This is a genomic window from Pseudoalteromonas prydzensis (genome assembly GCF_011050055.1).
GTDB classification, from domain to species: Bacteria; Pseudomonadota; Gammaproteobacteria; order Enterobacterales; family Alteromonadaceae; genus Pseudoalteromonas; species Pseudoalteromonas prydzensis_A.
On record NZ_DRGM01000049.1, the window covers coordinates 1 to 13,777 of the forward strand.

General features: G+C 40.7%; 14 protein-coding genes and 1 pseudogene. 6 read left to right on the plus strand and 9 right to left on the minus strand.

Going from position 1 to position 13,777, the window contains the following annotated elements; translation table 11 throughout:
• Together ENH88_RS04320 and lpxC are read left to right on the plus strand one after the other, a co-directional pair.
• Positions 1-400, plus strand: a pseudogene (locus ENH88_RS04320) (cell division protein FtsZ); the annotation flags it as partial.
• Between the two features lie 104 nt (positions 401-504).
• Complete coding sequence (gene lpxC / locus ENH88_RS04325; protein WP_016709470.1) at positions 505-1,416, plus strand: UDP-3-O-acyl-N-acetylglucosamine deacetylase; 912 nt, start codon at positions 505-507, stop codon at positions 1,414-1,416.
• Between the two features lie 94 nt (positions 1,417-1,510).
• On the opposite strand, the gene yjjG is transcribed toward lpxC, so the two are convergent.
• From yjjG to ENH88_RS04340, 3 genes are all read right to left on the minus strand, one after another.
• Positions 1,511-2,185 carry a pyrimidine 5'-nucleotidase gene (gene yjjG, locus ENH88_RS04330; protein ID WP_304179899.1) on the minus strand — a complete coding sequence of 225 codons (675 nt, stop codon included), beginning with the start codon at positions 2,183-2,185 and terminating at the stop codon, positions 1,511-1,513.
• The gene (gene yjjX / locus ENH88_RS04335) at positions 2,185-2,730 is read right to left on the minus strand and encodes an inosine/xanthosine triphosphatase (RefSeq protein WP_304179902.1); all 546 of its coding nucleotides are present in this window, start codon (positions 2,728-2,730) and stop codon (positions 2,185-2,187) included. The genes yjjG and yjjX overlap by 1 nt, the downstream gene beginning before the upstream one ends.
• Positions 2,731-2,797: 67 nt before the next feature.
• Positions 2,798-3,697 carry a phosphoribulokinase gene (locus ENH88_RS04340; RefSeq protein WP_304179905.1) on the minus strand — a complete coding sequence of 300 codons (900 nt, stop codon included), beginning with the start codon at positions 3,695-3,697 and terminating at the stop codon, positions 2,798-2,800.
• Between the two features lie 150 nt (positions 3,698-3,847).
• On the opposite strand from ENH88_RS04340, the gene ENH88_RS04345 reads away from it, so the two are divergent.
• Positions 3,848-4,717, plus strand: coding sequence for a hypothetical protein (locus ENH88_RS04345; RefSeq protein WP_304179908.1), 870 nt, complete (start codon positions 3,848-3,850; stop codon positions 4,715-4,717).
• A 71-nt stretch (positions 4,718-4,788) separates the two neighbouring features.
• Positions 4,789-5,154, plus strand: coding sequence for a hypothetical protein (locus ENH88_RS04350; protein WP_304179911.1), 366 nt, complete (start codon positions 4,789-4,791; stop codon positions 5,152-5,154).
• Between the two features lie 320 nt (positions 5,155-5,474).
• On the opposite strand, the gene ENH88_RS04355 is transcribed toward ENH88_RS04350, so the two are convergent.
• The 6 genes from ENH88_RS04355 to ENH88_RS04380 all read right to left on the minus strand — a co-directional run bounded on the left by ENH88_RS04355 (position 5,475) and on the right by ENH88_RS04380 (position 11,094).
• Positions 5,475-8,045 carry a M1 family metallopeptidase gene (locus tag ENH88_RS04355; protein ID WP_304179914.1) on the minus strand — a complete coding sequence of 857 codons (2,571 nt, stop codon included), beginning with the start codon at positions 8,043-8,045 and terminating at the stop codon, positions 5,475-5,477.
• A gap of 338 nt (positions 8,046-8,383) precedes the next feature.
• On the minus strand, positions 8,384-9,064 hold the full coding sequence (locus ENH88_RS04360) for a hypothetical protein (protein WP_304179916.1): 681 nt from the start codon (positions 9,062-9,064) through the stop codon (positions 8,384-8,386).
• 77 nt (positions 9,065-9,141) lie between these two features.
• Positions 9,142-9,492: a DUF2750 domain-containing protein gene (locus ENH88_RS04365; protein WP_064667874.1), complete on the minus strand. Its 351-nt coding sequence runs from the start codon at positions 9,490-9,492 to the stop codon at positions 9,142-9,144.
• A 17-nt stretch (positions 9,493-9,509) separates the two neighbouring features.
• Positions 9,510-10,088, minus strand: a complete 579-nt coding sequence (locus tag ENH88_RS04370; RefSeq protein WP_304179920.1) for a glutathione S-transferase family protein — start codon at positions 10,086-10,088, stop codon at positions 9,510-9,512.
• Between the two features lie 67 nt (positions 10,089-10,155).
• On the minus strand, positions 10,156-10,437 hold the full coding sequence (locus ENH88_RS04375; protein ID WP_304179922.1) for a peptidylprolyl isomerase: 282 nt from the start codon (positions 10,435-10,437) through the stop codon (positions 10,156-10,158).
• A gap of 84 nt (positions 10,438-10,521) precedes the next feature.
• Positions 10,522-11,094 (minus strand): glutathione peroxidase, encoded by a 573-nt coding sequence (locus ENH88_RS04380; RefSeq protein ID WP_304179924.1) that lies wholly within the window; start codon positions 11,092-11,094, stop codon positions 10,522-10,524.
• Between the two features lie 77 nt (positions 11,095-11,171).
• Here ENH88_RS04380 and ENH88_RS04385 point away from each other — a divergent pair, with 77 nt between their 5' ends.
• Together ENH88_RS04385 and ENH88_RS04390 are read left to right on the plus strand one after the other, a co-directional pair.
• On the plus strand, positions 11,172-11,660 hold the full coding sequence (locus ENH88_RS04385) for a GNAT family N-acetyltransferase (RefSeq protein WP_304179927.1): 489 nt from the start codon (positions 11,172-11,174) through the stop codon (positions 11,658-11,660).
• A 92-nt stretch (positions 11,661-11,752) separates the two neighbouring features.
• The gene (locus ENH88_RS04390) at positions 11,753-13,711 is read left to right on the plus strand and encodes a hybrid sensor histidine kinase/response regulator (protein ID WP_304180260.1); all 1,959 of its coding nucleotides are present in this window, start codon (positions 11,753-11,755) and stop codon (positions 13,709-13,711) included.
• Positions 13,712-13,777 lie beyond the last annotated feature (66 nt).

Here is a 13,777-nt window from a genome sequence, read left to right on the forward strand (position 1 = left end):
CGTTAAAGCATTAGCATCAGAAAACGCGACTGTAGTTGTGGGTGCGGTGATTGACCCTGAAATGACTGATGAATTACGTGTAACGGTTGTTGCTACTGGTTTAGGTGGCGATCGTCGTCCGCAATTTGGCATTGTTGATAACGGCTTTAAAAAAGCATCGGGTTCTGATGTAAGCGGTTCTGCAGGTCAAGCAAGCAGCATGTATGTGCCAAGTTTTGCCAGCCAAGGTAGCAGTGAAGAAGTAACCGCGGCACCAAGTGTTGAAAAACATGAGTCAAGCATCACAACGCAAAGTAATAGTGGTTTATCAAAAACCAGCGAAAGCAGTAAAAAGTCTGATAAATCAGAAGGTGGCGATTATTTCGACATCCCTGCGTTTTTAAGAAAACAGGCTGATTAAGCAAATAAATAAAATTATTTTGCTTGAAAAGTAATCGAATTTGGCAGCTGGTCGTATATGTGATACAATCGGTAGTCTAACTGTAACTATAAGTGAGCGAAGCTATGATTAAACAGCGTACGATTGCAGAAATAGTCAAAGCCATAGGAATTGGACTTCATAAAGGTGAGAAGGTCACAATAACTCTCCGACCTGCGAGCGCAAATACTGGGATTGTATTTCGTCGTGTCGACCTTGATCCGGTTGTTGATTTTGAAACAACGCCTGAAGCCGTTGGTGATACGCAATTGTGTACCTGTTTAACTAACAAAGATGGCGTTCGCTTATCTACGACTGAGCACCTTATTGCGGCGGTAGCGGCAATGGGTATTGATAATCTGATCGTTGAATTAGATAGCTCAGAAGTGCCAATTATGGATGGTAGTGCATTACCATTTATATATTTGTTACAAAAAGGCGGCATTGCAGAGCAAAATGCGGCGAAGCGCTTTATTCGTATTAAAGAAAAAGTACGTATTGAAGAAGGCGATAAATGGGCCGAGATCGAACCCTATGATGGTTTCCATATCGACTTTGAAATTGCTTTTGACCACCCGGCAATTAATGAAAGCCGTCAGCGTATTGGTTTAGATATCACGGCACAAAGCTTCACTGAAGAAATTAGCCGCGCACGTACTTTCGGTTTTATGAAAGACATTGAATATATGCATGCGAACAACCTAGCTTTAGGTGGCAGCATGGATAACGCCGTGGTATTGGATGAGTTTAAAGTACTTAATCCGAATGGCCTGCGTTATAGCGATGAGTTTGTTAAGCATAAGATTCTAGACTGTGTTGGTGACATGTTTATGACAGGTCATAACATTTTAGGCAAAATTACTGCCTATAAGTCGGGTCATGACTTAAACAACAAGTTACTTCGTAAAATTATGGCAACTGAGTCTGCATGGGAATGGGCTACATTTGATACCCCAGTTACAATGCCAGCACCGGGCCTAGAGGTAGCTACAGCTTAATCGCAACCGCTTATAACAGTTATAAAAAATGACGCTAGCTAGCGTCATTTTTTTTGCTTAAATATTGCGGTTTAGTTGTTAACTTTAAACCTTGCTACAATTCTAACAGCTGTTGTAACTGTACCAGCTCAGTCACTTGGTAGGTTGGTGTAATGCCATCAGGTAACTCTACGTTAGGGTGTTGTAGCCAACAGCTATCAATCCCTGCATTTTGCGCACCGAGTATATCGCTGCTGGCAGTATCGCCGACCATTAAAATCTGCGCCTTGTCAGGGTTACCCATCAAATCAAACGTATGCTGAAAAATTTCCAGTGCAGGCTTTGCGATACCTACTTGCTCTGAGATGACCAGCCAATCAAACATATCTTTTAACCCCGTGTGCGCTAAGCGACGGGCTTGTAACTGCGTAAAGCCATTGGTAATGATACCAAGCTTAGCGTGAGGTTTAAGTTTAGTGAGTAGCTCTACAGCGCCTGGTAAGGGTTGGCAGATCTCAGCCATTGCTGTTAAAAAATCATCATTGAGTTTTTGAGCGGACACGTCTAGTTTAGCTGCCCACTCACTAAAGCGTGCTATTTGTAAATGCGATGCTGTTATTTTATTGTCTTGATAGGCAAGCCACAGTGATTTATTGGTTACTTGGTAATGCTGGTAATCACTGTCTGTAAAGTCCACTGCGTAATTGGAGAACATTCTTTTTAAGCCTGCAAAGGCGTTGAAGCTGAATAAGGTTTCATCGGCGTCAAATAATACATGAGTATACTTCATTAAACTTCCTTAGCATAAAGTGCAGGGTGCAAAAAAGGCGCCATTGCAAGTGTTAGTGCTTGGGTGTAGGTACTTTCGCGGGTAGCATGATGATTGGTTAATAAGCCTATTGCTCCGCCTTGCTGTTTGATGTTGCTGGTATTAAATGCACTATCCATCACATCTCCAAGCTCTTTACCTTGTAATAACGCGTTATACAGACTTGGTGGTAAAGGCAGGTTACTGCTGCGACCAATTGCGCGCTGGTGGTTGTTGGCAATCACCACAAATGCAAAGGTTGCAGGGCCATAACTAAACTGCTCAGCACCGCCCTCCATTGCCACGTAAAAATCTGCTTGGTGATGCTGTTGACAATGTAACACGCGATTTTCTGCGCCAATACGGGTTTCATCTTCACCGATTGGTTGATCAGGTACTTGTGAAGGGGCATCAACCCCTTGGCAATCAATTGTCATAGCAGGGTAATAGAGAGAGAAAATGCTGCGGGCAGCATTTATTTTTACCGGATTTTTGGAACCGACGAGAATGCGTAATGTCTCGGTCATGCTGACATCTCCTTTTATGATGAAGTCAGCAGTTTACATAAGCTATGTATTTCAGCAAGGGTATTTCTTAAATAGGTAAATCAACAGGAGCTAATTCGGCAAGCGCGCGCTTTTTAAGGATAATATCTTTGATTAGAGGCGTTAATACTAACTCCATGGCGAGTCCCATTTTTCCGCCTGGTACCACTAAGGTGTTGATGCGCGACATAAAGCTGCCTTCAATCATACGGAGGTAATACGGAAAATCGACGTCATCTATGCCACGAAAACGAATAACCACAAAGCTCTCGTCAAGGGATGGAATATCTTTTGCGCTAAATGGGTTGGAGGTATCAACGGTTGGTACACGTTGAAAGTTTATATGCGTGCGTGAGAACTGTGGCGTAATGTGATTAATGTAATCATCCATACTACGGACAATTGAGCCCATTACGGCTTCACGAGAATGACCGCGTTCAGAGGTGTCGCGGATTAGTTTTTGGATCCACTCAAGATTGATAATTGGCACCATGCCAATCAGTAAGTCGACATGTTTTGCTACATCATGATTTTCATCGACAACGCCGCCATGCAGTCCTTCGTAGAATAAAATATCAGTACTTGCTTCTAATTCTTGCCACGGCGTAAAGGTACCGGGTAATTGATTGTATGGTACGGCTTCATCAAAAGTATGCAAATAACGACGTAATTTACCTGCGCCGGTATCGCCATAAGTGCTAAATAAGCTTTCAAGCGCGCCAAAGTCATTCGCTTCACGACCAAAGTAACTTATGTGCTTACCTTCTTGTTGTGCTTCGCGAACTTTTTTATCCATCTCAGGGCGAGTATAGCGATGAAAGCTGTCGCCTTCTATAAATGCGGCCTCAATATTAAGACTACGAAATATATGCTTAATAGCACTTGTCGTGGTGGTAGTACCTGCACCAGATGAACCAGTGATCGCAATAATAGGATGTTTAGCTGACATAATTGTTCTCGTTTTAAGTAGCTCTGTAGTTATAAGGTGTAGTAAGGGGGTAGGTCAAGTGACATATTGGTAACAGATTTGGGTATAACCATGAAATAGCGCTATTATATGCCAGATAAATATGCCCGATAAAAATAATTAGAGAATGATATGAAATTGATTTCACCATGGTTAAGCTTAGTTGTCACCCTTGTTACTATCCCTCATACGGCTTTGGCTGCAATGCCAAAGAGCGAAATTTTGCTTGCCAAACTTAACACGGAATATGGTTTACAAGTAAGTCGTATAACTAATAATGATGTTTATAATAACCAACCGTTACTTACTCAAAGTGGTATTTATTTTACTAAAGAAGTGCAAACCGATGGGCAAAGCCAAACCGATCTGGCTTTTTATGATTTTAGCAATCAGCAAGTCGTTAATTTAACCAATACAGCTGTCAGTGAATATTCTCCTACTTTAACACCTAATGGCGAGGCTCTTTCAGCAATCGTGGTTGAGGCTGACGGTAAGCAGAAGTTATGGCAGTACCCGTTTGCTCATAACGTAACACCAAGTCGTATTTTTGAGTGGATAGAACCGGTTGGTTATCATGCTTGGGGGGCCAAAGACGATATGGTGATGTTTATTTTAGGCGAACCGCATACCTTACAATATACTCAGGTTGCTGCAGCGAAGCCGAAAGTGGTTGCTGAGCATATTGGCCGTACGTTGACATATAATCATGCATTAGCTGCCTATACATTTAGTTATAACAAAGCACAACAGCACTGGTTAGCCAGTTATGATCCGCAAAAGAATACAGTTACTGATTTGTTTCGTTTACCGCAGCATGTACAAGATTACGCATTTAAAGATACTAATACGGTTATTTATGCTGTAGATAATCGTGTTTACCAACGTCAGCTAACTAATCCTGAACAAGTTTCGCTGTGGCTTGATTTAACGCCTTACTGCGATAGTAATATTACCCGTATGAGCTATTTAAACGAACAGCTCGCTTTTGTATGTGCTATATAAAATAAGACTTTTCAAGCTTTTAGCTGTACTGTTGGGTACAGCTAAAAGCCTAATGAGAAACAAGGATAACCATGTCAGCTAGTCCAGAGCAAATCAACGAGCAACTAATAGCATTAGAGTGCCGTAGCAATTTTAAAATTAAAAATATCACTGAATATATGTTACCTAAATCAAAAGAAGCTATTTATCTGCATATAGAAGGGGGTCAAGCTAAGTTAGTACTTCGCCCTGCGCTGGAGGTTTTTAGTGATGATTTTAATAAAATTGAGGGTGTTAGCCGTATAGCTGGTTTTTTTCATAGTAGTGAAATGACCCGCTTTCCAACCCGTATATTTAAAAGTATTAACCCAATTCATTATGGTATCGGCTTTAAAATGACCAGTGTTGAAGGAGCAAAAGAGTTTATTTCTCAGCTGGTAAAGATTATCAATGGATAAATAACGCTGTTGATAAAAAACGGCAAGCCACTGGCTTGCCGTTTTTGTAGATATATACCCAAGCCACCTCAAGATGCGAGTTTCAGTTGGAATTAAAAGCGATTTAGGCAAGGCATTGATTGCAAAGAATGGTGATTCCCTTGTTAAAATCAATAACGCAGTATAAATCGCTTTTAAACCAACCCCTTGGGCGTTTCACAGGCACTTACTCTCATCGTTGTTCCTTCTTAAAAGGGACTGCCATTCTTGCAAAGTAACGCCTTGATATTAAGCACCTGTGAAACGCTGAATTCTGCATCTTGAGATGGTTTGGGTATAAATTAACGTTTTAAGAAACTATTAACAGACGCTAGTTCACGTTCTTTAAGTGCAATACAATTTTTTACGCTTTCTTCAAGTTTGCTTAAGGTGCGTGCATAACCTGGCTCATCAGCAATTTTGCTCATAAAGAAGCTCTGTGTTTTTGCTAAGCTGCTGGCGCTACAAGCTGAAGTGGTAAAGTTAGGCAGATTAGGTACAAAGAAAGGTGGCAAATTGGCCGCTACTTTATCGTAATTTTCATATACCCAATTGATAAATAAGCTTTCACGAGGTTTGCTATACATCTGTCCTGACATAATAGTCCGCATATCTGATGCAGTAACATCGTCAGTTAAGCTGTAATTTAATACCTTAGTTTGTAGCTCAGGTGTGCCAAAGTAACTCATCGCAGCGAGCATTTTTGTGCGCACTTGCGGATCTTTGGTGGTTTTAAAGGTATTTATATAGGCATCGAGTAGGTTTTTATCACCATGAAATGCCGCTAAGTTTAAGTAGGTTGATGCTAGGTATAGATCAACTTTTTCAGGATTGTTTAAGTAAACACGGGCTTGTGCTTTGGCGGTGTTTATAACGCTTTTGTCTTCACCATCAAACCCTAAACGTGCCACTACTTGCGTACGTAATTGCGAGATTGCCGCATCTTCATCCACTTTTGCAGTTAAACCATATTGTTTTGCTGCAGGCATGATGCTATTACGAATAAATTCAGGCCACAGCTCTTGGTTGCTTTCATCTTCAAAAGTACGTTTTTGTGCGGCTAAATAACCCAACGCAGTGTTAGCAACGCGTGGGTGTTTGTCGCTTACAAAAACTTCAAGTGTTTGCATTAAATGGGCAGCTGAAATAACACCTGCATCCAATAATGCATCAGCGGCAGAGAGTAACGCTAAACGTTCACGTACGGTGAGTGACTCGGCGGCATTATCAATTAATGCAGCAAATTGTTGCTCATCCATCACCCAGCGGTAATAACCTAAAGCGCCTTGATCTGGATAAATCCACTCAGGTTCAAATTCAAGTTCAATAGTTTGATTGGCTTTAGTTAATAGCACATTAGCCGTTTTAACTTTGTCGCCCGCACCGTATTTAATTGCTACCGGTACATTCCAAAGTTGCGCAGGGGCATCAACACCCGCGTTAGTAAAGCGGCTTTGATTAATAGTAAGTGTGTTACCTTGCTGAGTTACTTTAACAAGCGGAAATGATGACTGTTCGATGAACGATTTTAAAACCCCAGCCACATCTTTGTTTGATGCTTTACCGAGTGCCTGCCATAAGTCGGCAGCTTCAGCATTTTTATAAGAGAACTCTTTTAAATACGCACGAATACCTTGTTGGAAAGCGTCTTCGCCAATCCAGTTTTCAACCATCGCAAGTACAGAACTGCCTTTGCTATAAGCTAAGCCTAGGCCATCCATAATATCGGCTTCGGTTTTGATTGGTTTACGAATTGGCTTTGTGCTTAAACGGGCGTCTAACGCCATCACGTTATTTTGCGGCAGGTCTAAATGCGATTCAAACTCAGGGTTAAGCTGGGCTGTGATTTTAGCCGCCATCCAGCTTGCAAACGCTTCATTTAGCCATAAGTCATTCCACCATTTCATGGTGACTAAGTTACCGTACCATTGGTGAGCAAGTTCGTGAGCAATAATCGACACATTGCGTTGTTTTTTACTGCGAGTCGCGGTGGCTAAATCAAGCAGCAAAATATCTTCACGGTAGGTCACTAAGCCGGCATTTTCCATCGCGCCAAATGGAAACTCTGGCACGGCGACTGAATCTAGCTTTTTATATACGTAGGGAATACCAAAATAATCTTCAAGGGCAGCCAATACTTTTGGCATTGCTTGCTCGGCATATGCGCCTAAATGAATTTTACCCTGTGGGGTGATCACACGCCCTGGAATAGGCATACCTTTGACTTCACGCTCTTCAAACGGGCCCACGGCCATCGCCACTAAATACGAGGGAATAGGCGGTGTTTTATCAAAATAGTGGGTGGTCATCTCGCCATTTTCAGTGGTTTTTAGTTCAGGGGTATTGGCATACACTTTTTGCGAACTAGGTGCTGTAATTGTTAGTTGAAATGGAATTTTATAGCTTGGCTCATCGAATACCGGGAAGGCACGGCGGGCATCGCTCATTTCAAACTGAGTGAATAAATACGGCACACCTTGATCTAAGGTTTTATATAAGCCAACACTTTGGCGGTTATAAGGCGCGGTAAAATCGATTTTGAGGGTGTATTTTCCAGGTTGAATTTGTTCATCACAACTGAACTTAACTTTGCCAGTTTTCAGCATTTCAGTGCTTAAATCACAGTTTTCATTCCCCAGTAGTTTTGCCATTTGTGCTGCATAATCAACACCGTTAAGCTCGATATAGTGAGTTGGTTTTAGCACTTCGAGGGCTATTTCGGTCATACCTGAGAAAGTATCTTGAGCGGGATCGAGGGTTAAAGATACGTGTTGTGAGCTTGGTTTGGCGAGTTTTTCGAGAACAAACTCATTGGCATGGACTGAACTGACGGCAACCGCCACACTCAGAGTCAGTAGGCTTTTAATAAACATAGGGCACCTGGATTTTTTTTGTTAGAAGTTATGTACCAAAGCCTCAAAAAATAGTGCTTTGGCAGCGTCTTTTCCATCCTATCAGTTTTTTTATCTATGAGTAATACCAATCGTGTTAAGTTACTGACCATTTATAGCGACAGAAAAATACAGTGATAACAAGGCAGAAATTTTGACATGTAGTTGTTCTCGGCAATTGCTCCTGCATTGCTCTACCTCTTGCATCCATGCAGTCGTACATGAAAAATTACTAACGCAGTTAGCGCTTTATTTAGCGCGCTAGAATGGTTAAATATTTAAGTCGATTGGTATAATGAGCAAGTTAGTAACAAAGTTTGTCAAACTGCGTGACGTTGCACAAAACGCTGCCAGTGCAGCTGTGGGTTAACCACCCGAAGCTGTTGGGTAATCTGGTTTAGCTGTGTTACATCGGTAAACTCGTGCTGCTCGTATTCATTAAAGCCAAGCAAATAATTAAAGGCATCTTTATTATTTGCTTGCATGGCGTAAATGCGAATTTGCTGCTCAAAGTTGAGCCGTAAGCTACTGACCGCCGTTTTCATACCAAGTTGATCGATACTGGGGATATCACACTTTTGTAAGTACCCGGCACGTTCTCCTTCACCAGAGAACCAAATGCGCACTTTTTCACTGTAACGACCTGATTTTGCCGGTAAGTCAAATAATAGACGAGTGTGATTTTGTTGTTTAACTAAGGCGATATAGTCATTAAAACCGGCATCAAACAGGGCTTGATGAATCGGCACGATACGGGCCTTTATTTTACCGTGAGTATGAAAGTGAAAGCAAAATATCTGTTGGCGTTCGACAATGTCAGTCAGTTGCAAATGACCAATTTCGTCACTGTAGGCACCGCTGTAGTAAGCGATTAATGGTAGCCAAAAGTGCCAATGTTTTGCTTGTTCACGAGGGAGACGTTGATCACCATATATATAGCCATGGTAAAGCGTATGTAATTCCATAGCGGAAAAAGGGCGGCGACCAAGATGGGATTTCAACGTTATACTCTGAAAGTAAAGATGTGCGCTAGTTTATAGCAAATAAACCAGCGCAGTAAAGCAATGTTAAATAATGCTTATTCGCTCAACGCGCGTGCTAATCCAACGGGTTCGATTTCAACACAGACTTGGTCGTCATTCCAATTTAGGCCAACCAGTGCATCATCTTCTTTTAGGTCTTCAACCCAGTCATCTAAAAATTCATCTAAGGTGATTTCAAGCGGACTGTAATCAGCCCATTCTTCTTTACACTGAGCTTTTGCAGAGGCTTCACTTTCCCACAATAGGAGGACATCGGTGTTTTCAAATTGGTTAGAATCACATACCACAAAACCGCCATCTTCGGCACCTAGCGCCCATAGTTTCTCACTTAGACGTACTTTTTCAACAAAACTTACTAGTTCTGATTCTATTTCGATATCACTCATATGTTTACCCTTAAATGTTAATTACGCGGATCGGTTTGCTGCACTGCTTGTTGTTGAGCAAATGAATGATAAAACTCCATTAGCTCGGTGTGTGCTGTGAGATCTGTTAACTCGCGAAAGCAAATCCAATCAAGTAAGCAGTATAAACTGATGCACAGGTATTCACAGCTTTTAAATTCTGCATCCGCTAAATGGTTATTTAAATAGCTTAATGTTTCAGCAATACGTTCATTTTGTAAATTAAAAAATAATTTATCTTGCGTGGTGTCAAACCCTGAGCGTTGACATAACAACAGCTCAACAAGGGAATCATTGCAGCCATTAATCGTGCTAAGCAAGTGTTCTTGTTGCCAACTAAGGCGAGGGTGATTATACAGCTCGAGTAAAAAACGGATGATGTTATTCGAGTCAGCAAGTGTGTGCTGTTTGCAGATCAACACTGGGACTTTTCGCGCTGGGTTGTTTTTTATCATTAATTGACGATCGTGTGCAGCGAAAATATCGAGATTGATAAACTCAAGCTCGCAGTGATTTAATAGTGCCCAAATCCGAATGCGGCGTACAAATGGCGAGGTTGTTGAGCCTAATAGTTGCATGTGTGTACCTTTAAAATAAAAATAAAGCCGCAGAGGCGGCTTTATTCAAATTAGTTGAAAACTAACATTATTCTGAACGGCTGGTGACTTCAAGTAGGTGGTAACCAAATTGAGTCTGTACTGGGCCTTGTACTTGATTAAGCGGTGCAGAAAAGACCACTTTATCAAATTCAGGAACCATCATACCTGGGCCAAATTCACCTAGCGCGCCACCATCCTGACCTGATGGGCAGTTAGAATGTACTTTTGCTAATTCTGCAAAGTCTTCACCTTGTTCAATCTTGCTTTTCAAATCTAAACACTGCGCTTCGCTGTCTACTAGTATGTGTCTTGCACTTGCCACTGTCATAAAATCTCCCGTTTAAAGTGGTGTTTTTTTAATCAAACCTTTAGTTATTCTAGTCTAATACTAACGTCTTGTACCAGTATTAATTTAAATATCTGAAAGAGCTTGTTCAACGGCTTTCACGATAGCGTCTGAATCTGGTTTGGCTTTGCTGTTAAAACGAGTTACCTGTTTACGATCTGCAGAGACTAGGTATTTGTAAAAGTTCCAATTAGGTGAACTGGTTTGGGCATTTAAATGCTGAAAAATAGGGTTCGCATCGCTACCGCGTACTTCGCTGGTAGCAAACATTGGGAACGTTACACCATAATTGATAAAGCACACTTTCGCGGTGTCTTTTTCATCGTCTTCTTCTTGAAAGAAATCATCCGATGGAAACCCTAAGATCACTAAGCCTTGATCTTGGTATTTTTGATACAACGCCTCTAATCCTTCAAATTGTGGGGTAAAGCCACAGTTGCTGGCGGTGTTAACGATTAATAACGGTTTGTTCTTAAACTGGCATAGATTAATGCTCTCTTTAGAGCGTAATTTACGCATACTGACATTGGTGAAGTCATCGCACTGCGCTGCGGCTTCAGCAGCCAGTGGACTGGTTTCAGCGTGAACATAGCTGCTGCTACTAAATAATGCGGTACAGAGTAATAATTTTTTAAACATAGCGATTCCTAGCTGGTGGTTGCTATAGCAGATACGTTATTATCTACTTAACTGATCAATAACCACAAAAAAATTTAATGATAACTCGATTAGCGACTAGTAACGACTTACCGGCCATCGTTGCAATTTATAATGAAACCATCGCCAGCAGAATGGTCACTGCTGACACCGAAGAAGTGACAGTAGCACAAAAACAAAGTTGGTTTGATAGTCATACCCCACTGCGCCCTATTTATGTGTATGAGCAAGATGCTAAAGTCGTCGCATGGCTGAGTTATAAATCGTTTTATGGTCGCCCAGCTTACGATGGCACCGTTGAGATCAGTATTTATATTACTAGCAGTGCGCAAGGGCAAGGGCTAGGTAAGTATTTACTCGAATTTGCACAAAAACAAGCTCAGCAATTAAATATTAAAGTGTTACTCGCATTTATATTTAGTCACAACATCCCCAGTATTAAATTGTTTGAAGCATTTGCGTATCAACAATGGGGAGAGTTGCCTAACGTGGCTATTATGGATGGTAATCATTACAGTTTAACTATATTAGGTAAGCATTTAGGATAAGTGACACTACGAAAATAATCTTTTTGATTATGTGAATGCAGAAAACTTAGACTACGCTTTTATCTGGTTAAGTGGATGAAAGTGTGGTCTAAATAGTGCGGAAAATATTGATTGTTGATAGCAGTAGTGTTTTAGCTATGCGGATAAAAGTATTGCTAGAATTAATTGGCTGTGAAGTTGAATTAATTCATTTTTCAATATTAAAAGAACGCACTGCGTTTAGTTCCTATGATTTAGTGGCTGTTGCACATGGTGTGCCAGTGGCTATTGCAAGTTTATTAGTCGCAGAGGTTAGCTCAGAACACGTTTTGCTGCTTGCGCCTAAAGTTGAAAACAGCGAACAACTTTCTTCATTTAGTGAGCTTAATCGGCTTGTACCAAATGCTATTGTAATTTATCCCTTCTTCGCAAATAAAGAAATCAGCACCTTATTGGAGAGTGTTTTAGAGCTTGGCTCTGATAGCGTTTTGCAATTACCAACGGTATTACTGGTTGATCATATTCCAGAGCGGCTTGAAAAAATAGCCAACAGTTTGTTAGGTGCTCATATCAAAACCATCACCGCGAATAGTATTCGCTCTGCGGTTAGCCAAGCGCAAGGGCATAATATTGATCTGTTATTGAGTGATTTTAGTTTGCCTGATGGCTCTGGTATCGAAGTATTTGTCACACTCAAAGCACACTATCCGCAATGCCGTTGCTTACTATTTACCTCAAAGCCGAATCAAGTGTCTATGATTGAAGCGATCCGTCAGGGAGTCGAAGATGTACTGGTTAAACCAATTAATGAAAATATGCTACTGCAATCAGTGCATAAGCTTTGGCAAACTGAGCTACTAAAACGTCATAACATTGAGTTAGTTGAGCGCTTACAAGATACAGTTGATGCACTCATCGAGAAAGATAGTTTGTTACGGGTTATTTATAAGCATACCCCAGACGCCATTATGTTATTTGAGCGAAATGGCGAAGTCATTGAAGCAAACGATGCTTGCTCTAAACTTTTCAGATTATCAGCAAAAGAGCTACAAGTTTGCTCTATTTTTACGTTGTTAGATGGAACATCCGCTGCAAAAATTAAGGAAAAAGTAGCAACTTTAAATCAAAATCGTCAATTTAGTTGTGACGTGTATCTGCCTATGGAAGGGGGCGATGGCATACCTTTAGTTGGCTCGTTTAATGAGATAGATCACCACGGTGAAATTGCCCTAGCCGTGATTTTTAAAAATGTTACTCACCTCAAGCATAAAGAAGATCTCTTACTTGAGGCAAAAGATATGCTTGAAGAGCAAGTAAGAGCGCGTACCTCGCAATTAGAGCATGCTAAAAATGTTGCTGAAGCGGCAAACCATAGTAAGTCAGAGTTTCTTGCCAATATGTCTCATGAATTACGTACCCCCATGCATTCAATCTTAAGTTTTGCCCGTTTTGGTTTAGATAAGCTTAGCAAAGGTGAAATTGCGGTCGAAAAATTACAAAAATATTTGTCACGTATCGAATGCAGTGGCGAACGGTTACTCTCATTACTTAATAATTTACTCGACTTATCGAAATTGGACGTGGGTAAATTTCCTTTTAATCCACGCCCGCATAATCTTAATAATATTATTAAAACCAGTATTGACGATGTTTCAGGTACTGCGATGGAAAAAGAGATTAATATACGGTTTTTGCCACCAAAATCCCCGCTCATTATTGACTGTGATGAAGAACAAATAAATCAGTTATTACGTAATATACTAGGCAATGCGTTGAAATTTAGTGAACCACATAGTTGCATTGAAGTGGTTTTAACTAATCAGCAAGAGCAGGCAATTATTGAAGTAATAGATAGTGGTATAGGTATACCTGATGATGAACTTGAACATGTGTTTACAAAGTTTGTACAAAGCAGCAAAACTAATAACGGTGCCGGTGGAACTGGTCTTGGTTTAGCATTATGTCGTGAATTTGTAGCATTACATGATGGGGAAATTTCTGCTCATAACAACAGCTTGGGAGGCACTACTATTCGTATCAATTTTCCTTTAGAAGGAAAAAGTTTTGGTTAAGAAAAAGAAATTACTTATTCGTATTGGTAAGTGCTTTTTTTACGACTAAACTACTAATGTTAATTA